The sequence below is a fragment of the Streptomyces sp. NPDC056503 genome (genome assembly GCF_042794995.1).
Classification (GTDB): domain Bacteria; phylum Actinomycetota; class Actinomycetes; order Streptomycetales; family Streptomycetaceae; genus Streptomyces.
Genome location: NZ_JBHTST010000028.1, coordinates 1 through 18,980, shown reverse-complemented (window position 1 = coordinate 18,980; position 18,980 = coordinate 1). Strand labels below are relative to the sequence as shown.

General features: G+C 73.2%; 18 protein-coding genes. 9 read left to right on the top strand and 9 right to left on the bottom strand.

Annotated features, from left to right (window positions below):
* Window positions 1-151: 151 nt before the first annotated feature.
* Together ACFQ8C_RS11535 and ACFQ8C_RS11530 are read right to left on the bottom strand one after the other, a co-directional pair.
* Window positions 152-757, bottom strand: a complete 606-nt coding sequence (locus tag ACFQ8C_RS11535) for a TetR/AcrR family transcriptional regulator (protein ID WP_383455004.1) — start codon at window positions 755-757, stop codon at window positions 152-154.
* 80 nt (window positions 758-837) lie between these two features.
* Entirely contained in the window at window positions 838-2,079 is a 1,242-nt protein-coding gene (locus tag ACFQ8C_RS11530) for an amino acid deaminase/aldolase (protein ID WP_383455003.1), read from the bottom strand.
* Between the two features lie 199 nt (window positions 2,080-2,278).
* Here ACFQ8C_RS11530 and ACFQ8C_RS11525 point away from each other — a divergent pair, with 199 nt between their 5' ends.
* The 4 genes from ACFQ8C_RS11525 to ACFQ8C_RS11510 all read left to right on the top strand — a co-directional run bounded on the left by ACFQ8C_RS11525 (window position 2,279) and on the right by ACFQ8C_RS11510 (window position 8,356).
* Window positions 2,279-3,610: a D-arabinono-1,4-lactone oxidase gene (locus ACFQ8C_RS11525; RefSeq protein WP_383455000.1), complete on the top strand. Its 1,332-nt coding sequence runs from the start codon at window positions 2,279-2,281 to the stop codon at window positions 3,608-3,610.
* 58 nt (window positions 3,611-3,668) lie between these two features.
* The gene (corA, locus tag ACFQ8C_RS11520; RefSeq protein ID WP_383455102.1) at window positions 3,669-4,754 is read left to right on the top strand and encodes a magnesium/cobalt transporter CorA; all 1,086 of its coding nucleotides are present in this window, start codon (window positions 3,669-3,671) and stop codon (window positions 4,752-4,754) included.
* 306 nt (window positions 4,755-5,060) lie between these two features.
* Window positions 5,061-7,016: an APC family permease gene (locus ACFQ8C_RS11515; RefSeq protein WP_383454998.1), complete on the top strand. Its 1,956-nt coding sequence runs from the start codon at window positions 5,061-5,063 to the stop codon at window positions 7,014-7,016.
* A gap of 122 nt (window positions 7,017-7,138) precedes the next feature.
* Window positions 7,139-8,356 carry a sensor histidine kinase gene (locus tag ACFQ8C_RS11510; protein ID WP_383454994.1) on the top strand — a complete coding sequence of 406 codons (1,218 nt, stop codon included), beginning with the start codon at window positions 7,139-7,141 and terminating at the stop codon, window positions 8,354-8,356.
* On the opposite strand, the gene ACFQ8C_RS11505 is transcribed toward ACFQ8C_RS11510, so the two are convergent.
* The 4 genes from ACFQ8C_RS11505 to ACFQ8C_RS11490 form a co-directional block, all read right to left on the bottom strand.
* The gene (locus tag ACFQ8C_RS11505; protein ID WP_383454992.1) at window positions 8,357-8,962 is read right to left on the bottom strand and encodes a TetR family transcriptional regulator; all 606 of its coding nucleotides are present in this window, start codon (window positions 8,960-8,962) and stop codon (window positions 8,357-8,359) included.
* Between the two features lie 28 nt (window positions 8,963-8,990).
* Complete coding sequence (locus ACFQ8C_RS11500) at window positions 8,991-9,755, bottom strand: SDR family NAD(P)-dependent oxidoreductase (protein ID WP_383454989.1); 765 nt, start codon at window positions 9,753-9,755, stop codon at window positions 8,991-8,993.
* Between the two features lie 62 nt (window positions 9,756-9,817).
* A complete protein-coding gene (locus ACFQ8C_RS11495; RefSeq protein ID WP_383454986.1) occupies window positions 9,818-10,786 on the bottom strand; it encodes an NAD-dependent epimerase/dehydratase family protein in 969 nt (322 codons plus the stop codon).
* 63 nt (window positions 10,787-10,849) lie between these two features.
* Window positions 10,850-11,806, bottom strand: a complete 957-nt coding sequence (locus ACFQ8C_RS11490; protein WP_383454984.1) for a ScbA/BarX family gamma-butyrolactone biosynthesis protein — start codon at window positions 11,804-11,806, stop codon at window positions 10,850-10,852.
* Window positions 11,807-11,933: 127 nt separating this feature from the next.
* On the opposite strand from ACFQ8C_RS11490, the gene ACFQ8C_RS11485 reads away from it, so the two are divergent.
* The 4 genes from ACFQ8C_RS11485 (at window position 11,934) to ACFQ8C_RS11470 (ending at window position 15,703) form a co-directional block, all read left to right on the top strand.
* Window positions 11,934-12,614, top strand: a complete 681-nt coding sequence (locus ACFQ8C_RS11485; protein ID WP_383454981.1) for a ScbR family autoregulator-binding transcription factor — start codon at window positions 11,934-11,936, stop codon at window positions 12,612-12,614.
* A gap of 131 nt (window positions 12,615-12,745) precedes the next feature.
* Window positions 12,746-13,897 (top strand): acyl-CoA dehydrogenase family protein, encoded by a 1,152-nt coding sequence (locus ACFQ8C_RS11480; RefSeq protein ID WP_383454979.1) that lies wholly within the window; start codon window positions 12,746-12,748, stop codon window positions 13,895-13,897.
* A 27-nt stretch (window positions 13,898-13,924) separates the two neighbouring features.
* Window positions 13,925-14,713: an electron transfer flavoprotein subunit beta/FixA family protein gene (locus ACFQ8C_RS11475; RefSeq protein WP_383454976.1), complete on the top strand. Its 789-nt coding sequence runs from the start codon at window positions 13,925-13,927 to the stop codon at window positions 14,711-14,713.
* Window positions 14,714-14,746: 33 nt separating this feature from the next.
* Window positions 14,747-15,703, top strand: coding sequence for an electron transfer flavoprotein subunit alpha/FixB family protein (locus tag ACFQ8C_RS11470; protein ID WP_383454973.1), 957 nt, complete (start codon window positions 14,747-14,749; stop codon window positions 15,701-15,703).
* A 63-nt stretch (window positions 15,704-15,766) separates the two neighbouring features.
* Here ACFQ8C_RS11470 and ACFQ8C_RS11465 read toward each other — a convergent pair whose 3' ends face one another.
* The 3 genes from ACFQ8C_RS11465 to ACFQ8C_RS11455 all read right to left on the bottom strand — a co-directional run bounded on the left by ACFQ8C_RS11465 (window position 15,767) and on the right by ACFQ8C_RS11455 (window position 17,844).
* Window positions 15,767-16,150: a Zn-ribbon domain-containing OB-fold protein gene (locus ACFQ8C_RS11465; protein ID WP_383454971.1), complete on the bottom strand. Its 384-nt coding sequence runs from the start codon at window positions 16,148-16,150 to the stop codon at window positions 15,767-15,769.
* A 112-nt stretch (window positions 16,151-16,262) separates the two neighbouring features.
* Entirely contained in the window at window positions 16,263-16,991 is a 729-nt protein-coding gene (locus ACFQ8C_RS11460) for a TetR family transcriptional regulator (RefSeq protein WP_383454968.1), read from the bottom strand.
* A gap of 91 nt (window positions 16,992-17,082) precedes the next feature.
* Window positions 17,083-17,844 (bottom strand): SDR family NAD(P)-dependent oxidoreductase, encoded by a 762-nt coding sequence (locus ACFQ8C_RS11455; RefSeq protein ID WP_383454965.1) that lies wholly within the window; start codon window positions 17,842-17,844, stop codon window positions 17,083-17,085.
* Between the two features lie 327 nt (window positions 17,845-18,171).
* Here ACFQ8C_RS11455 and ACFQ8C_RS11450 point away from each other — a divergent pair, with 327 nt between their 5' ends.
* On the top strand, window positions 18,172-18,732 hold the full coding sequence (locus ACFQ8C_RS11450) for a heme-binding protein (protein WP_383454962.1): 561 nt from the start codon (window positions 18,172-18,174) through the stop codon (window positions 18,730-18,732).
* Window positions 18,733-18,980: the final 248 nt, after the last annotated feature.

Below are 18,980 nucleotides of genomic sequence, written 5' to 3'. Positions count from 1 at the left end.
GCCCTCCTCACCCCGCGACATTTCCGCCCAAAATGCCACGGTGCGGTGAGGGCCGCATCCGGAGCGGAGGAGCAGGCGAGCGGGCGAGCGGAGGAGCAGGCGAGCGGGCGAGCGGAAGGGCGGGCGCGTGGGCGAGCGGGGCCGCCGGAGGCTACGCGGCGGGGAGCGGCTCGGCGACCGAGGCCAGGTAGCGGGCGTACTCGTCCAGCGCGGCCAGCGCCTGCGCGTCGTCGCGGTCGATCAGCCAGGTGAGGGTGAGGCCGTCGAGGACGCCGAGGCCGTGGCGGGCGAGCACCGTCAGGTCCACGGTCCAGGCGAGGCCGGCCGCCCGGGCCATCGACTCCAGGTGGGCGCGGTTCACGTCCAGGTAGTGCCGGTACTGGCGGCGGGCCAGGTCGGCGAGGCCGGGCCGGCGGAGCGCGTACTGGGTGAGCTCGTACGTGACCAGGTGCTCGTCCGGGCGGGCCAGGATCTGCCCCCAGTAGGCGTGGAGGATGGCGCGGACCTTCTCGAAGGGCGTGGCCCCCTCGGAGTGCGCGAGGTCCGCCGGCGGGAGGTTCCGCTCCATGATCCGCTCGATGACGGTCTGGAACAGCTCCTCCTTGGAGCGGAAGCAGTAGTGGAAGGCGCCGAGCGGCACCCCGGCCTCGGTGACCACGGCCCGGGTGGTGGCCTTGGCCACCCCGTCGCGGATCATGACCCGGATCGCCGCCTCCGCCAGCTGCTCGCGGCGCTCGGCGGCGGAGAGTCGGGGCATGGCACGGGCTCCTCGGGACGGGGCGGCGGGGCCGGGACGTCGGGCCGGGTCAACGTACCGCAGGGGGCAGGCCGAAGCCCCTACAGGAAGGCCATGCCTTCGCCCCGGTAGGTGGGGACGGCGTCGACGATCCGGTCGTGCTCCACGAGGTGGAGGGTGTCGACGCGCTCGCAGAGCTCGCCCGCCTTGGCGTGCCGGAACCAGACGCGGTCGCCGACCCGGAGGCTGTCGGCGGCCGGTCCGGCGAGCGGGGTCTGCACCTCGCCCGCGCCCTCGGCGCCGAGCATCCGCAGCCCCGCCGGGTGGACGGGGACGGGGAGCCGGTCGGGTCCGGGGGCGCCGGAGGCCGTCCACCCGCCGCCGAGGACGGTGACGTGGCCGGGGGCGGGGCGGCGGACGACGGCGAGCGCGAAGAAGGCGGCGGGGAGCGGGCTGAAGCCCCGGTAGTGGTCGAAGAGGGCGGGGGCGTAGAGCCCGGAGCCGGCACCGAGTTCGGTGACGGCGGGCTCGGCGGAGGTGGTCTCCAGGCTGCCGGTGCCGCCGCCGTTGACGAACTCCAGCGGGGCCACCTCCCGGACGGCGCGGACGGCGGCGGCGCGGCGGGCGCGCAGCTCGCGGGCGGAGAGGTGCTGGACCACGCGGACGGCGGTGCGCATCGGGCGGGCCTGGGTCGGCTGGGCGTCGCCGACCCCCGCGATCTGGCCCTCGTAGGCCATGACGCCGACGAGCCGCAGGCGCGGCCGGGCCACGACGGCGCGGGCCAGCTCCGCCGCCTGTACGGGGGCGTGGAGCGGGGAGCGGCGCATGCCGAGGTGGACACGGCCGCCGAGCAGGCGGAGGGAGGCGTCGAGGTCGAGGCAGACGCGGACGGGCGGCCCCGAGGGGCCGATCGCCGCGGTGAGGAGGTCGAGCTGTTCGGGCGAGTCGACCATGACGGTGACCCGGGCGGCGGCGTCCTCGTCGGCGGCGAGCCGGCGGAGCGCGTCGGTGTCGGCGGTGGGGTAGCCGACGAGGACGTCGGCGGCGGGGTCCCGGGCCGCGAGCCAGAGGGCCTCGGGGAGGGTGAAGGCGAGGACGCCGGAGAAGCCGGGGTGGGCCAGGACCTCGCCGATGAGGGCGCGGCAGCGCAGCGACTTGCTGGCGAGGCGGATCGGTTTGCCGCCGGCGCGGCGGGCCATCTGGGCGGCGTTGGCGCGCAGGGCGCCGAGGTCGACGACGGCGAAGGGCGGCTGGAGTGCGGCGGTCGCCTTCTCCAGGTCGGCGAAGCCGGCGGGGCGCGGGACGGGCACGGCGGCTGCGGCGTCGGGGCGGGCGCTTGCCATGGGGGCGGCCTTTCGTGGACCTCTTCGGGGAGCGCGCGGGGCTTCTCCGGGACCGGTGACGACGCCGTCACGGTCTCTTGGTCGTCCGTCCAAGTCAAGACTCGGGGACCCTTGACTTGGACGCTTGTCCAAGTCCACCCTTCCGGACAACGAGAACCGGCGGTAACCCGCCACCGCCCGGCCGAAGGGACCGCCCGGCATGAGCAGCAGCGAGAACGGCACCGTCTGGCGCAACTGGGCCGGGAACGAGGAGGCCCGCCCCCGGCGGGTGGTGCGCCCGGCGAGCACCGAGGACGTCGCCGTCGCCGTGAAGGACGCGGTACGGGACGGGCTGCGGGTCAAGGCGATCGGCTCGGGCCACTCCTTCAGCGGCGTCGCCGTCGCCCCCGGCGTCCAGCTCCGCCTCGACCGGCTCGACGCGGTGGTCTCCGTGGACGCGGACACCGGGCTCGTCACCGTCGGCGCCGGCATGCCGCTGTGGAAGCTGAACCCGCTGCTCGCCTCGCACGGCCTCGCCCTGGAGAACATGGGCGACATCGACCGGCAGACGGTCTCGGGCGCGATCTCCACCGGCACCCACGGCTCCGGCGTCCGCTTCGGCGGCATCGCCACCCAGGTGCGGGCACTCGAACTCGTCCTCGCCGACGGCTCGGTGACGGTATGTTCGCAGACCGAGCGGCCGGAGCTCTTCGCGGCGGCCCGGGTCGGGCTCGGGGCGCTGGGCGTCATCACCAAGGTGACCCTCCAGACCGTCCCGCTGTACGCCCTGCACGCCCGGGACGCCTCGATGCCGGTGGCGGAGACCCTCGGCCGGCTGGACGAACTCGTCGCGGAGAACGACCACTTCGAGTTCTTCTGGTTCCCGCACAGCGAGACCACGCTCACCCGCCGCTTCCGCCGGCTCCCCGGCGACACGCCCCTCTCCCCCATCGGCGCGTTCTCCCGGCGGCTCGACGAGGCCGTGAGCGGCCCCGCCTTCGAGGCGCTGAACCGGCTCGGCACCCGCGCGCCCCGCCTCGTGCCGCCGATCACCCGCTTCACCGCGCGCGCGATGTCCTCCCGGAGCTGGACCGACCACGCGTACCGGATCTTCGCCTCGGTGCGCGACGTCCGCTTCCACGAGGGCGAGTTCGCGATCCCCCGCGCCCACGCGGCCGAGGCGCTGCGGGAGCTCCGGAAGTGGATCGACACCCACGGGGAGCCGGTGTCGTTCCCGCTGGAGGTCCGCTTCACGGCCGCCGACGACATCTGGCTCTCCACCGCGCAGGGCCGGGAGAGCTGCTACATCGCCTTCCACCAGTACCACCGGATGCCGTACCGCCGGTACTTCGACGCCTGCCAGCGGATCCTCGGCTCCTACGGCGGCCGGCCGCACTGGGGCAAGATGCACGACCTCGGCGCGGACGAACTGCGCCCCCGCTACGAACGCTTCGACGACTTCGTGGCCCTGCGGAACGCCCTCGACCCCTCGGGCGTCCTCTCCAACACGTACCTCGACCGGGTCCTCGGCACACCTCCGGCGGCGGGCTGACCCCCGGGCCGGGCGGTGGCACACTGACCCGGTCTGCCGAAGGAGTACCACCGTGTCCGTGATCCAGCGCCTGCGCACCGCCGTCCGCCGGACGTACCGGCGCACCGTGGACCTGAGCCATCCGGCCCGCTCGCCGCTGGGGAGCGCGGTCGTCAACTGCGTCGTGTACGCCGACGGGGTGCGCCGCACGGCCCGGGGCGCGGGCGCGGAGGACGCGCTGCGGCAGGTGCGCCGCACCGGGGACGGCTTCGTGTGGATCGGCCTGCACGAGCCGGCGGAGAAGGAGCTGACGGTGCTGGCCGAGCTCTTCGGCCTGCACCCGCTGGCCGTCGAGGACGCCGTCCACGCCCATCAGCGGCCCAAGATCGAGGAGTACGACGGCGTGCTCTTCGCCGTCCTGAAGACGGTCCGGTACGTCGAGCACGAGGAGCTGACCGCCACCAGCGAGGTGGTGGACACCGGCGAGCTGATGGCCTTCGTCGGGCCCGACTTCGTCATCACCATCCGGCACGGCGGGCACGGCTCCCTCGGGCCGCTGCGCGAGGCCCTGGAGGCCCTGCCCGAGCAGCTGGCCAAGGGCCCCTCGGCGGTGCTGCACGCCATGGTCGACCACGTCGTGGACGACTACCTCGCCGTCGCGGACGCGGTGCAGACGGACCTGGACGCGATCGAGAACGCGGTCTTCACCGACCAGGCCGACCGCCGCGACGCGGGCCGGATCTACCAGCTCAAGCGGGAGCTGCTCGAACTGCGCCGGGCCGTCGCCCCGCTCGCCCGCCCGCTGACGGCGCTGGCCACCCGGCCGATGCCGCTGGTGGACCCGGAGATCCGGGCGTACTTCCGGGACGTCACCGACCACCTCTCCCGCGTGACCGAGCAGGTCGCCTCGTACGACACCCTGCTCGACTCGGTGCTCCAGGCGCATCTGGCGCAGGTCACCGTGGCGCAGAACGAGGACATGCGGAAGATCACCGCGTGGGCGGCGATAGTCGCCGTGCCGACCATGGTCTGCGGCGTCTACGGCATGAACTTCGAGCACATGCCGGAGCTGCGCTGGACCTACGGCTACCCGGCGGTCCTCGGGGTGATCGCGGTGGCGTGCTACGTCATCCACCGGGGCTTCCGGCGCAACGGCTGGCTGTAGGGGCCGGTGCCGGGCGCCGCGGGGTGCGGCGCGGCCGCGGGAGAGGAGGCAGGGGACGCCGTGCGGCGTGCCGCGGGGTGCGGCGCGGCCGCGGGAGACGGGGCGGGGAACGCCGTGCGGCGTGACGCGGGGGTGCGGCGCGACGGCGTGACGTGACGGGTGTGACATGGCCGACGCCCGCCCGGGGGATCTTGACGGTTCCCTGACGCGCTGGCCGGGATCCGGGCTCCTCCGGCTGCTTAGGCTGACCCGGCCCGTCGGTCGACGGGCCCCCACCACCCCTCACCAGCCGGCCCGGGAGCCCCCATGTCCACCTCGAACGACACGCGCACGAGCAGGCTGCGCGCGTGGATGCTGGAGGGCCTGTCCGACATGGGCAAGGGAAAACCCTCCCGGCCCCAGGAGACGGCCCCGGACGCCGGACACCGGGGTCAGCCCTGGTACCGGGTGATGTGCCTGACCGGTGTCGACTACTTCTCGACCCTCGGCTACCAGCCGGGCATCGCCGCGCTCGCCGCCGGGCTGCTCTCCCCCGTCGCCACCATCGTGCTGGTCATCGTCACCCTGGCGGGCGCCCTGCCGGTCTACCGGCGGGTGGCGGAGGAGAGCCCGCACGGCGAGGGCTCGATCGCGATGCTGTCGCGGCTGCTGTCCTTCTGGAAGGGCAAGCTGTTCGTCCTCACCCTGCTGGGCTTCGCGGCGACCGACTTCCTCATCACCATCACGCTCTCGGCGGCCGACGCCTCCACCCACCTGGTGGAGAACCCGCACCTGGAGTCGGCCCTGCACGACAAGCAGGTCCTGATCACCATGATCCTGATCGCGCTGCTCGGCGCGGTCTTCCTCAAGGGCTTCCTGGAGGCGATCGGCGTCGCCGTCGCCCTGGTGGGGATCTACCTGGCGCTCAACGCGGTCGTCGTGGTCACGGGCCTGTGGCAGGTGATCACCGAGGGCCACGTCGTCACCGACTGGACCGCCGCCCTCACCCAGGAGCACGGCAACGTCTTCGTCATGATCGGCGTCGCCCTGCTCGTCTTCCCCAAGCTCGCCCTCGGCCTCTCCGGCTTCGAGACGGGCGTGGCCGTCATGCCGCACGTGAAGGGCGACCCGGAGGACACCGAGGCGCGGCCCGCCGGCCGGATCCGCGACACCAAGAAGCTGCTCACCACGGCGGCGCTGATCATGAGCGTCTTCCTGATCTGCACCAGCTTCATCACCACCGTGCTCATCCCGCACGAGGAGTTCGAGTCCGGCGGCAAGGCCAACGGCCGCGCGCTGGCGTACCTGGCCCACGAGTACCTGGGCAACGCCTTCGGCACCGTCTACGACGTGTCGACGATCGCGATCCTGTGGTTCGCGGGCGCCTCCGCCATGGCCGGCCTGCTCAACCTCATGCCCCGCTACCTCCCCAAGTACGGCATGGCACCGCACTGGGCGCGGGCCGTCCGCCCCATGGTGATCGTCTTCATCCTGGTCGCCTTCCTCGTCACCTGGATCTTCGACGCCGACGTCGACGCCCAGGGCGGCGCGTACGCGACCGGTGTCCTCGTCCTGATCTGCTCGGCCTCCGTCGCCGTGACCATCGCGGCCCGCAAGGCCCGCCAGCGCGGCTGGACCCTCGGTTTCGGCGTCATCTCGGCGGTCTTCCTCTACACCACGGTGCTCAACGTCATCGAACGCCCGGACGGCGTGAAGATCGGCGCCTGCTTCATCGCCGGCATCATCCTCATCTCCTTCCTCTCCCGCCTCGGCCGCGCCTTCGAGCTGCGCGTCACCCACGTCGACCTGGACGAGACGGCCGAGCTGTTCGTCCGGGACATCGCGCACCGCACGCCCCGGTTCATCGCCAACGAGCCGGACCGGCGGGACCGGGCGGAGTACCGGGACAAGATCGAGCAGATCCGCGCCGACAACGAGCTGCCCACGACGGACGACTTCGTCTTCGTCGAGGTGACGGTCACCGACCCGTCCGAGTTCGAGGCCGGCCTGACGGTCAGGGGCGAGGTCCTGCACGACCGCTACCGCGTGCTCACGGTGGAGTCGTCCTCGGTCCCGAACGCCCTCGCGGCCCTCCTCCTGCACTCCCGCGACATGACCGGCACCCGCCCGCACATCTACTTCGAGTGGACCGAGGGCAACCCCTTCGCCAACTTCCTCCGCTTCTTCCTCCTCGGCGAGGGCGAGATCGCCCCGGTCACCCGCGAGGTGCTGCGCGAGGCGGAGCCCGACCGGGACCGCCGCCCGCACGTCCACGTCGGCTAGTCCGTCCCTTCCGGATCCTGCCGGGCTCGCGGAGGGAACGGCCCGGGCGCGCCGGGCCCCGGGGATATGAGAGGTTTGCTCCGTTCATCCGATCAAGGGACGGCGGAGAGGTGCGGCACGGCATGGCGCGGTGGGACGGGACGGAGACGGCCGCGGGCCCGGAGCGGGACGCGCGGTCGGCGGACGACGAGGCCCGCTGGTTCCGGGTCCTCCTCCACGTGGGCTTCTTCCTGCTGCTCGGCTCCTCGCTGACCCGCTTCCTGATGCGGCACACCGGCGACGGGATCGCCCCCTGGGTGGTCGTGCTCGCCATCGCCCTCGCCGCGCTGTACGTGGCCGAGCCCGCGCTCGCCACCGACCGGCCCCGGCGGCACCTGTGGCTCGGCGCCTGCACGGCGACGTGGATCGCGCTGGTCTTCCTGGCACCGAGCTTCGCCTGGTGCTCGATCCCGCTCTTCTACCTCGGGCTGCGCAACCTGCGGCCGCCGGTCGCGGCCGGCTTCATCGGGCTGCTCACGGTCGTCTCGGTCACCGCGCAGCTGCGGCTGGCCGGGCGCTTCGAGTTCGACATCCTGCTCGGGCCGCCCGCCGTCGCCGCCATCTGCGTCGCCGTCTTCGTCCGCATGGACGAGCAGACCCGGCGGCAGCGCGAGCTCATCACGGACCTCGTCCGCACCCGCCGCGAACTCGCCGCCACCGAGCGGCGCGAGGGCACCCTCGCCGAGCGCCAGCGGCTCTCCATGGAGATCCACGACACCCTCGCCCAGGGCCTGTCCAGCCAGCAGATGCTCCTCCAGGCCGCCGACCGCACCTGGCGCTCGGACCCCGGCACGGCCCACCGGCACGTGCGCGCCGCCACCGCGATCGCCGAGCGCAACCTCACCGAGGCCCGCCGCTTCGTCCACGACCTCGCCCCGGCCGACCTCGCCGGGGGCGGCGGTCTGGACGAGGCCCTGCGCGCCCTGGCCCGCCGGGAGTCCACGGCCGGCCTCGCCGTCCGCTGCCACGTCGAGGGCGTCCCGGCCCGCCGGCTGCCCGACCGGGTCCAGTCGGCACTGCTGCGGATCGCCCAGGGCGCCCTGGCCAACGTACGGGAGCACGCGGACGCCCGTACCGCCGCGCTCACCCTCACCTACCTCGACGACCAGGTCGTCCTGGACGTCGCCGACGACGGCCGGGGCTTCGACCCGTCGGAGGTCCGCGCGGACGACGGCGTCCGCGGCCACGGCCTCCCCGCCATCCGCACCCGGGCCCACCAGCTGGGCGGCACCCTCACCGTCGAATCGTCGCCGGGCGAGGGCACGGTCCTGTCGGCCGCCGTCCCCCTCGCCGCCCCCTGATCAGACGGAGGGCGCCCCGCCCGGATAGGCGACCCGGGCGGTGATGCGGGCGATCCGCCGCGCGGACTCCCCGGGCGGCGCGACGGGCTGGACGATGTGGCTCACGGTGAGCCGCACGATGGTCTCCACGGCGAGCCCCCGCGACTCCTCGTCCACGTCGGGCCAGGCCTCGATCGCGTACGCGTCGAGCAGCGTCATCGCCGTACCGAAGACGGGCTCGGTGCGCGTGGTCAGGTAGGCGAGCAGATCGGCGTCGGCCCCGTCCCGGGCGGCCAGCAGCACGCTCTTGATCAGCGGATTGTCGACGGCCTGCTGGAGGGTGTACTCCACCCCGGCCCGCGCGGCCCGCTCCAGCCGCCCCCGGTGCGCGTCCAGCTCCCCCTGGATCCCCACCAGGAACCGCTCCAGCTCCCGCCGCACGAGCGCCCCGCCGATCGCCTCCTTCGAGCCGAACTCGTTGTAGAGCGTCTGCCGGCTGATCCCCGCGGCGCGCGCGATCGCGGTCATCCGCAACACGCCCCACCCGTCGGCCGCCACGAGCCCATAGGCGGCGTCGAGCACCTGCTCCCGGAGCAGGGACCGCACACTCTCACGGAAACTGGTCATCGTGTCCTCACCTTAGACGCGCGGCCGCTCACAGCCCCGACCCTCCACCTGCCTCCAGGTACTGGCCGGTGATCCAGCGGGCGTCGTCGGAGGCGAGGAACGCGACGACGTCCGCGATGTCCTGCGGGGTCCCGATCCTGCCGAGGACCGCGTGCGCGGCGAGCGCGGCGGCGGCCTCGGGGGTGGCGCGGAGGCGGGCGTTCATGTCGGTGGCGACGAAGCCGGGGGCGACCGTGTTGACGGTGATCCCGCGCGGGCCCAGCTCCTTGGCGAGGGCCAGGGTCATGGTGTCGACGGCGCCCTTGGTCATGGCGTAGGTGACGGACTCCGGGTAGGCGTTCCGCGAGGTGAGCGAGGAGATGTTGACGATCCTGCCGCCCTCCCGGAAACGGTCGAGGCCGCGCTGGACCAGGAAGAGCGGCGCCTTCACGTTGACCGCGAAGAGCCGGTCGAAGACCTCGGGGGTGAGCTGGTGGAGACGGCCGGAGCCACTGGCGCCGGCGTTGTTGACCAGGATGTCGATCTCCGGCCCGGCCCCGGCGTCGGCGAGCCCCCGGTCGAGGGCCGCGTAGAAGGTGTCGACGGCGTCGGGGCGGTCCAGCTCCGCGCGGAAGGCGAAGGCCCGGCCGCCCTCCTTCCCGACGGACTCCACGGTCGCCGCGGCGGCGGCCTCGTCGGTGCCGTAGTGCACGGCGACGAGGGCGCCGTCGCGGCCCAGCCGCTCGGCGATCCCCCGGCCGATGCCCCGGCTCGCTCCGGTGACGATCGCGGTCCTGCCTGCCAGTCTCGACATGGGGGTACGTCCTGCCTCGTGCGGTGAGTGGTGCGGGGTGCGGGTACGGGTACGGGTACGGCTCAGCCCCGGGCGGCGAGAAGGTCCCGGTACCAGGCCAGGTGGCGGGGGAAGGCGGCGGTGAAGCCGGGGCCCGGGCCGCGGCCGAAGTCGGTCCACGGGCGCTCGTCGGCGAACCAGTGGTCGAGGCCGAACATCTCCAGGTGGTGGGCGGCGAGCGGGTTCCCGGCGAGCAGCGCGCGGGCCTCCGCGAGCTCCACCGCGGGGCCCCGGGCGGCCCGCGCCGACTCCGGGAGCAGCGGCTCCACGGCGGCGAGCAGCTCGTCGTCGGAGACCGGGTCGGGATGGGCGAGGTAGTACGCGCCGGGCCGGGTGGCCGGGGAGAGCGCGGCGCCCAGCAGGGCGCCCGCCAGGCTCTCCACCTCGACGAGCGAGTGGAGGGAGCCGCTGCCGGCGAGCGGCCCCGGCAGCGCGGCGAGCAGCGTCAGCAGCCCGGGGACGACCTGCCGGTCCCCGGTGCCGTAGACCAGGTGCGGGCGCAGCACGGTGCCGCCGGCGTCCAGGACGTACCGCTCCCCGGCGGCGCGGGTCCTGCTGGTCGCCGACACCGGGGCGAGCGGGAGGGTGTCGGGCGCGGCGGCACGGAAGGGGCCCCGGCCGTGCACGGAGGCGGTGCTCAGGGCGACGATCCGGCCGGCCCCGGCCCGGTGGGCGGCGTCGGCGAGGGCGCGGGCGCCGTGCTCGTTGACGGCTCGCAGCAGCTCCTCCTCGCCGCCGATCGCGGAGGCGCAGTGGACGACGGCGTCGACCCCCTCGCAGGCCCGGCGCAGGCTCTCGGCGTCGCGGACGTCGCCCTGGACGGTCTCGACGACGGGCCCGCCGGCGGGTGCGTCCGTCCGCGGGGCGGCCGCCGCGTCGGGGCGCCGGACGAGCAGGCGCACATGGTCGAGGTCGGGGTGCGCGGCGGCCGCGGCGGCGACCCGGCCGCCGATGAAGCCGGTGGCGCCGGTGACGAGGATGCGGGTTCCCATGGGTTCTATGGGTTCTTCCGGTCGGTGCGGGTGGGCGGTGGAGGTGCGCGGCGGGGGTGGCCGTCAGCCGGCGCCCAGCACGGCGGGGGTGCGCGAGGCCCCCTCCGGGACGCGGGCCGGTGCGGTGAGCGTGCAGTCGAGGACGGCCGAGCCGCCCTGGTGCGCCAGGATCTGGACGGTGACGGCGTCCCGGCCGAGGCCGGTCAGCACCTCCGCCTCGAACCAGCAGGGCTCGTCCAGTTCCGCGTAGCGGTGGAAGCGGGCGTCGAGGCCGACGGGCAGCAGGCGGGAGTCGCCCGTGGCGGCCACGGCGGCCTGGCGGGCGGCCTCCAGCAGCAGCATCCCGGGGACGTGGTCGTTGGCCCGGCGGAAGAGGGTGGGGTGGGTGGTGTCCACCCGCAGCCGCCAGCGGTTCGGGGCGTCGCCGGGGGCGAGGACGACGTCCATCTCGCGGTCGCGGCCGACGGTCCGCGGCGGCAGCCCGGTCGACGGGGGGACCGTGCCGCCGCCGTCCGGCGCGGCCAGCCGGTTGCCCCGCATTCTGCGGTAGGCGAGTGCGGAGGTGCAGTTGATGCCGCCGCCGCCGGAGGCGAAACGCCGGCCGTCGCGGCGGAGGACGAGCGCGGTGCGCATCTCGCGCAGTCCGCGGCCCCGGCGGCGTATGTCCGTGCAGAGGAGGTCGACGGTTATCTCCGCCGGGCTGCCGTCGTTGGTCATTTCCTCGGCCGAGGCGCTGTAGGCGAGGTCCCACATGACGAACTGATCGTCCACGGGTACACCGAATTCCGCGTGACAGACCAGCATGGTGGCCTGTCGCATGGTCTCGGCGACCAGGAGCGGATCGTGTCGGCCGCCCTTCTGCGGTACGAAGTACGGGTGGGCGGCCGGCCAGCGCGCCGTCACGGAGAATCGATTCTCCGAGACACGGGTCCAACCGGTGGGAAGGATGTCTGCGGGATCGGCGCGGTGAACGAACTCGCCGGGAACGGGAGTTGACAGCCCTTGAAAGCTCTGATCCATAACTCCCCTTGCATCACCCATCGAAACTCACCGACTAAGGCCGCGCGTAGAATACGTACAATCCGGTTTTCTTTTCAATGCTTCACGTCACAGAGTGAGCACGGACAGCGAGTCAGCAGGAGGCACCTTGGCGCAGCAAGCGCGTGCGATCAGGACCCGGCGAATCATCCTCGATTCGGCGGCGGCTGTCTTCGCGGAGCGCGGTTACGAGCGGGCGACGATCGGGGAGATCCTGACGCGCGCCGGAGTGACCAAGGGAGCCCTTTATTTCCACTTTGCTTCCAAGGAAGATCTTGCCCTCGGAGTACTGAACGCCCAGCTGCTCGACGAGCCTCTGACCCCGCAGGACGTGAAGCTCCAGGAGCTGGTCGACCAGGGCTTCCTCCTCGCCCACCGGTTGCAGACCGACTCGCTGGTCCAGGCGAGCGTCGCCCTCGCCCTCGACAGCGGCGCCACCGGAGTGGACCGGGCGGCGCCGTTCCAGGCGTGGGTGGACCAGGTCGCCGAGGCGCTCACGGTCGCCAAGGCGCAGGGCGAGATCCTGCCCCACGTCAAGGTGCTCGACACGGCGGAGCTCTTCTCCGGCGCGTTCGCGGGCATCCAGACCATGTCCCAGGTCGTTTGCGATCGTGAAGATCTGACACGCCGCGTAGTCGTGCTGCTGCAGCACGTACTGCCCAGCATCAGCACCCCGGCGGTCCTGGCCGGCCTCGACATGTCCCAGGACCGCGCGAAGCGGCTGGCGGCCGAGTACGACGAGTCCCGGCGTCGCCACGAGGAGGCCGACGCGGGGGACGCGGAGCGTTAGGAGAAACCGACCGCTTGGTCTCGTAAAGCGCCCCGACGGCATTCCGCCGTCGGGGCGCTCTGGCGTCATGGCACTGAGTGTGTTTTGCTGAGGGTACTCAGTGCCACAAGCATTCCAGGGAGCTCGCAACCATGGGCAAGGACTTCGACCTGTACCGGACCTCCGAGGAGCACGAGATGCTCCGGGAGTCGGTGCGTGCGCTGGCGGAGGCGAAGATCGCTCCGTTCGCGGCGGCGGTGGACGAGGAGGGGCGTTTCCCGCAGGAGGCCCTGGACGCGCTGGTCGCCAACGACCTGCACGCGGTCCACGTCCCGGAGGCCTACGGCGGCGCGGGCGCGGACGCGCTGGCGACGGTCATCGTGATCGAGGAGGTGGCCCGCGCGTGCGGCAGCTCCTCGCTGATCCCGGCGGTGAACAAGCTCGGCTCGCTGCCGGTGATCCTGTCGGGCTCGGAGGAGCTGAAGGCGAAGTACCTCGCCCCGCTCGCCGCCGGTGACGCGATGTTCTCCTACGCCCTGTCCGAGCCGGACGCCGGCTCGGACGCGGCGGGCATGAAGACCCGCGCGGTCCGCGACGGCGACTTCTGGGTCCTCGACGGCGTGAAGCGCTGGATCACCAACGCCGGCGTGTCGGAGTACTACACGGTGATGGCGGTCACCGACCCCGACAAGCGCTCCAAGGGCATCTCCGCCTTCGTGGTGGAGAAGAGCGACGAGGGCGTCTCCTTCGGCGCGCCGGAGAAGAAGCTCGGCATCAAGGGCTCCCCGACCCGCGAGGTCTACTTCGACAACGTCCGCATCCCCGCCGACCGCATGATCGGCGAGGAGGGCACCGGTTTCGCGACCGCGATGAAGACCCTGGACCACACCCGCGTCACCATCGCCGCCCAGGCCCTGGGCATCGCCCAGGGCGCCCTCGACTACGCCAAGGGCTACGTCAAGGAGCGCAAGCAGTTCGGCAAGCCCATCGCCGACTTCCAGGGCGTGCAGTTCATGCTCGCCGACATGGCCATGAAGCTGGAGGCCGCCCGCCAGCTCACCTACGCCGCCGCCGCCCGCTCCGAGCGCGTCGACACCGACCTCACCTTCTTCGGCGCCGCCGCCAAGTGCTTCGCCTCCGACGTCGCCATGGAGGTCACCATCGACGCCGTCCAGCTCCTCGGCGGCTACGGCTACACCCGCGACTACCCCGTCGAACGCATGATGCGCGACGCCAAGATCACCCAGATCTACGAAGGCACCAACCAGGTCCAGCGCATCGTCATGGCCCGCAACCTCCCCTAACCCACCCTCGTCGAAAGGAGACAGGCCGTGACCCTGAGGATCGCTGTCTGTGTGAAGTACGTTCCCGACGCCACCGGCGACCGCGGATTCGCGGACGACCTGACCGTCGACCGCGACGAGGTCGACGGCCTCCTCTCGGAGCTCGACGAGTACGCGGTCGAGCAGGCGCTGCGGATCTCCGAGGAGTCCGACGACGCCGAGGTCACCGTCGTCACGGTCGGCCCGGACGACGCCAAGGACGCCCTGCGCAAGGCGCTGTCGATGGGCGCCGACAAGGCCGTCCACGTCAACGACGAGGCCATCCACGGCTCCGACGTCATCGCCACCTCCGCCGTCCTCGCCAAGGCGCTGGAGAAGACCGGTTTCGACCTGGCCGTCTGCGGCATGGCCTCGACCGACGGCACCATGGGCGTGCTGCCCGCGCTGCTCGCCGAGCGGCTGGACGTGCCGCAGGCGACGCTGCTCTCCGAGGTGTCGGTGGAGGACGGCGTGGTGAGGGGCCGCCGTGACGGCGACGCCGCCACCGAGCTCCTGGAGGCCCCGCTGCCGGCCGTCGTCTCGGTCACCGACCAGTCCGGCGAGGCCCGCTACCCCTCCTTCAAGGGGATCATGGCCGCCAAGAAGAAGCCGGTCGAGGAGCTGGAGCTCGACGACCTGGACATCGACGAGGACACCGTCGGCCTGGCCGGCTCCTGGACCCTGGTCGAGTCCGCGACCGCCCGCCCGGCCCGCACCCAGGGCACGATCGTCACGAACGAGGACGGTGACGGCGGCAAGCAGCTCGCCGCCTTCCTCGCTTCCCAGAAGTTCATCTGACCGCCCGTCACCCCACCTCAGGAGCAAGGAATCATGGCTGAGATCCTGGTTCTCGTGGACCACGCCGACGGTGCGGTCCGCAAGCCGGCCCTCGAACTGCTCACCCTGGCCCGCCGCCTGGGCGAGCCGTCCGCGGTCGTCCTCGGCGCCGGCGAGGCCGCCGCCTCCGTCGCCGCCACCGCCGCCGAGTACGGCGCGGCCACCGTCTACGTGGCGGAGGGCGCCGAGTTCGCCGACCGGCTCGTCGTCCCCAAGGTCGACGCGCTCACCCAGATCGCCAAGGAGAAGGAGGTGGCCGCCGTCCTGGTGACCTCCTCCGGCGAGGGCAAGGAGATCGCGGCCCGGGTCGCGCTCCGCCTCGGCTCCGGCCTCATCACCGACGCCGTCGAGCTGGAGGCCGGCGACGAGGGCCCGGTCGCCACGCAGTCGGTCTTCGCCGCCTCGTACCAGGTGAAGTCCCGCGTCTCGCACGGCGTCCCGGTCATCACCGTCAAGCCGAACTCCACCGCCCCGCAGGCCGCCCCGGCGGCCGGCACGGTCGAGGACGTCACGGTCGCCTTCTCCGGCAACGCGGCGAAGGTCGTCTCCCGCACCGCGCGCGTCTCCACCGGCCGCCCCGAGCTGACCGAGTCCGCCATCGTGGTCTCCGGCGGCCGCGGCGTCGGCGCCGCCGAGGGCTTCGAGGTCGTCGAGAAGCTGGCCGACTCGCTCGGCGCGGCCGTCGGCGCCTCCCGCGCCGCGGTGGACGCCGGCTGGTACCCGCACTCCAACCAGGTCGGCCAGACCGGCAAGCAGGTCTCGCCGCAGCTGTACGTGGCCGCGGGCATCTCCGGCGCGATCCAGCACCGGGCCGGCATGCAGACCTCGAAGACGATCGTCGCGGTCAACAAGGACCCCGAGGCCCCGATCTTCGACCTGGTCGACTACGGCGTGGTCGGCGACCTCTTCGAGGTGCTGCCGCAGCTCACCGGGGAGATCGGCGCACGCTGATCCGCTCGGGCATGACGAAGGGGGTGGCACTCTGTGCCACCCCCTTCGTCATGCCCCGCGGGTTCAGATCCAGCCATCCAGCGGGACCTCCTCGCAGAGCCGGACGACCGGCCGGCGTCCGGTGTCCGTGGCGCTCGCGAGCTTGACCCGGACGCCCGGGCGCACGGCGTGCGGCGGCCCGTCGACCCGGCAGCGGACGACGAAGCCCTCGGCCATGTGGACCGGCCAGAGGTCCGCCTCCGCGGCGGTGTGGGCGCGGCGCACGGTGATGACGCCCTCGCCGTCGCTGAGCTGCGGTGCCAGGTCGGTGGACCCGCAGGTCGGACAGAGCAGGCGCTGGAAGGTGGTGGTGTGGCACCAGGCGCAGCGCTGGAAGTAGAGATCGGTGCCTTCGGCCGATTCCTCGGTCCGGACGGCGCCGGGGTTCCTCAGTCCCGTGTGGAACACGATGCCTTCTCCTCGCACTCGGCGGCTCGACCGTGCATGGAGCCCCAAGATATGGCACTCAGTGCCAGCAAAGAAAGACCTGAGTTCCCTCAATCTGAGATACTGCGGCCCCTCAGCCCTCGCCGAGGCTCGACTCGACCTCCCGCACCACGCGCCACATGGGCGTGGACCGCCGGGTGATGACGACGACCACGTCGTCCTCGCCCTCGGTCGCGGCGTCGCCGGCGGCGCCGCCGGCCGCGTCCGGGCTCCAGGTGGCGCGGACGAACTCCAGGGCGCGGTCCACCTCGTCGAGCGGGGCACCCTCGCCGCCCGAGCGCAGCCAGTGCCGCAGGGCGTGGTTGTGGGCGGCGACCACGGCCGCGGCGGCCACGTTGGCGCGCAGGGTGCCGTCCCTGCGGTCGGCCCAGCGGGTGCGCAGGTAGTCGCCGAGGGTCTTCTCGTACCGCCAGACGACGGAGAGCTCGTACGTGCGCAGCCCGGCGACCTCGCGGGTGAGCCGGTAGCGCTGGACGGAGAAGGTGGGGTTCTCCGCGTACATCCGCATGACCAGGCGGGCGGCGCCGCAGACCCGGACCATGGGGTCGTCGGTGTCGGCGCTGGCGGCGAGGAAGCGGGTCATGTCGTCGAGGCACTGGTCGTGGTCGGGGAAGACCACGTCCTCCTTCGACGGGAAGTAGCGGAAGAAGGAGCGGCGTCCGACGCCGGCGAGCGCGACGATGTCGTCGACGGTGGTCTGTTCGTAGCCCCGCTCCAGGAAGAGCTGGAAGGCCGCGGCGATGAGGGAGTCCCGCATCGCGGGCTTCGGAGGGTTCGCGTGGTTCGTCGCCGCTGCTGCCATGGCACGAACCTAACATCCGGACCGCTTTCGCGCGGCACTCGGTGCCGGAATTTTCCGGCACCGAGTGCACTCGCACCGCAGTCCGCGGAGGTCAGCGGGCGGACATCCGCAGGGCGCCGTCCATCCGGATCGTCTCGCCGTTGAGGTAGTCGTGCTCGGCGATCATGGTGATCAGCCGGGCGTACTCCTCCGGCTGCGCGAGGCGCTGCGGGAAGGTGACGCTCGCGGCGAGCCCGGCGCGGATCTCCTCGCTGAAGCCGGCCATCATCGGGGTGTCGACGATGCCCGGGGCGACGGTGACGACCCGGATGCCGAACTGGGCGAGGTCACGGGCGGCGGTGATGGTCATCCCCGCGACACCGGCCTTGGAGGCGGCGTACGCGATCTGCCCCACCTGGCCCTCGAAGGCGGCGATGGAGGCGGTGTTGACGACGAGACCGCGCTGGCCGTGCTCGTCCGGCTCGTGCCGGGCGATCGCCTCGGCCGCGAGCCGCATCACGTTGAACGTACCGACCAGGTTCACGTTCACGACGGCGCGGAAGAGGTCGAGGTCGTGGGGGCCCTTGCGGCCCAGGACCCGGGCCGAGGGCGCGATCCCCGCGCAGTTGACGGCGAGCCGCAGCTCGGCCCCGTCGGCGTCGACCGCGGCGAGGGCGGCACGGACCTGGTCCTCGTCGGTGACGTCGGCGGCGATCAGCCGGACGCCCTCGGGCAGGGCCCCGGCGGCGGCGACGGCCTTGTCGAGGTCGAGGCCGTAGACCGTGGCGCCGCGGGCGGCGAGCGCGGCGGCGGTGGCGGCGCCGAGGCCGGAGGCGGCACCGGTGACGAGAGCGGCGGAGCCGGCGATGTCCATGGAACTCCTCGTTCGTGTCGTGCGGGTGACCCTGCCGGCGGGTTGGCCGCCGGACCGGGGGCGCTTCCCCGCGGGGGACCGCGCGGTCCGCGCGGTCTGCGCCGCTCACCATAGAACCCGCACCGGAACCCGTGACGGCGGGGTCACGGGACGGGGGTCATCCGATCGGTGGACCCCGGGGTCCACCGATCCGCCCGCGGCCCGCAGCCGGTGCGTTGACCGTCGGCGGCCGGAGGCGGCCGGAGGATGAGGCGTCGGTCGATCTTCGACCGGCCCCCGTCTCCCCCTCCCCCCAACCATCCCCCCCGACCTGTGGAGCGACCCCTGATGAAGCACGTGAAGAAGGCCCACCGGACCCGTCTGACGATCGGTGGCGCGCTCGTCGCCCTCGCCCTGGCCGGGGTCGGCGCCTACTCCGCGAGCGCCGGCGGCGAGGACACGGCCGCGGCCCCCGCGACCGTCACCGAGGCGAAGAGCGAGAACACGACCGCCACCACCCACCTGACGGTCGCCGCGGCGACGAAGGCGGCCAGGGCCGCGCTGGACGCCGCCGAGGCGGAGAAGCAGCGGGTGACCGTCGCGGTCGTCGACCGGAACGGCAACACGATCGTCACCCTGCGCGGCGACGGCGCGGGCCCGCAGTCCTACGCGTCGGCGGAGCGGAAGGCGTACACGGCGGTGGCCTGGAACGCCCCGACCTCGGTCCTCGCGGGCCGCCTGGCCCAGGCCCCCCGCCTGAAGGACATCCCGGGCACCCTCTTCCTCGGCGGCGGCGTCCCGGTCAGCGTCGAGGGCGGCCCGGTCGCGGGCGTCGGCGTGGCGGGCGCGCCCTCGGGCGACCTGGACGAGAAGTTCGCCCGGGCGGGCGTGGCGGCTCTGGCCCGCTGAGCGGCCGGCGAACGGCGGGAAGGCCCGGAGAACGGCCGAGAGGCCCGGAGAGCGGGCCGAACGACCCGGAGAACGGCTGAACGGCCGGCGAACGGCCCGGAAGACGCCGAACCCCGGTCCGCCTGAAACGGGGGAACACAGGCGAACCGGGGTGGCTGCTCCGAGCATACGCCCCAATTGGTTCAACACGAAATCACTACGGGACCGCCACGCACGGCACGGCCCGTCGGCCCCGGCCGGGCCCGGCC

Bases quoted from the DNA above. Each gene is read 5' to 3' on its own strand.
- ACFQ8C_RS11455 (WP_383454965.1), bottom strand. From the start codon at position 17,844: ATGGACATCGCCGGCTCCGCCGCTCTCGTCACCGGTGCCGCCTCCGGC.
- ACFQ8C_RS11515 (WP_383454998.1), top strand. From the start codon at position 5,061: ATGTCCACCTCGAACGACACGCGCACGAGCAGGCTGCGCGCGTGGATG.
- ACFQ8C_RS11510 (WP_383454994.1), top strand. From the start codon at position 7,139: ATGGCGCGGTGGGACGGGACGGAGACGGCCGCGGGCCCGGAGCGGGAC.
- ACFQ8C_RS11505 (WP_383454992.1), bottom strand. From the start codon at position 8,962: ATGACCAGTTTCCGTGAGAGTGTGCGGTCCCTGCTCCGGGAGCAGGTG.
- ACFQ8C_RS11530 (WP_383455003.1), bottom strand. From the start codon at position 2,079: ATGGCAAGCGCCCGCCCCGACGCCGCAGCCGCCGTGCCCGTCCCGCGC.
- ACFQ8C_RS11460 (WP_383454968.1), bottom strand. From the start codon at position 16,991: ATGGCAGCAGCGGCGACGAACCACGCGAACCCTCCGAAGCCCGCGATG.
- ACFQ8C_RS11535 (WP_383455004.1), bottom strand. From the start codon at position 757: ATGCCCCGACTCTCCGCCGCCGAGCGCCGCGAGCAGCTGGCGGAGGCG.
- ACFQ8C_RS11500 (WP_383454989.1), bottom strand. From the start codon at position 9,755: ATGTCGAGACTGGCAGGCAGGACCGCGATCGTCACCGGAGCGAGCCGG.
- ACFQ8C_RS11480 (WP_383454979.1), top strand. From the start codon at position 12,746: ATGGGCAAGGACTTCGACCTGTACCGGACCTCCGAGGAGCACGAGATG.
- ACFQ8C_RS11495 (WP_383454986.1), bottom strand. From the start codon at position 10,786: ATGGGAACCCGCATCCTCGTCACCGGCGCCACCGGCTTCATCGGCGGC.
- ACFQ8C_RS11450 (WP_383454962.1), top strand. From the start codon at position 18,172: ATGAAGCACGTGAAGAAGGCCCACCGGACCCGTCTGACGATCGGTGGC.
- ACFQ8C_RS11490 (WP_383454984.1), bottom strand. From the start codon at position 11,806: ATGGATCAGAGCTTTCAAGGGCTGTCAACTCCCGTTCCCGGCGAGTTC.
- ACFQ8C_RS11470 (WP_383454973.1), top strand. From the start codon at position 14,747: ATGGCTGAGATCCTGGTTCTCGTGGACCACGCCGACGGTGCGGTCCGC.
- ACFQ8C_RS11525 (WP_383455000.1), top strand. From the start codon at position 2,279: ATGAGCAGCAGCGAGAACGGCACCGTCTGGCGCAACTGGGCCGGGAAC.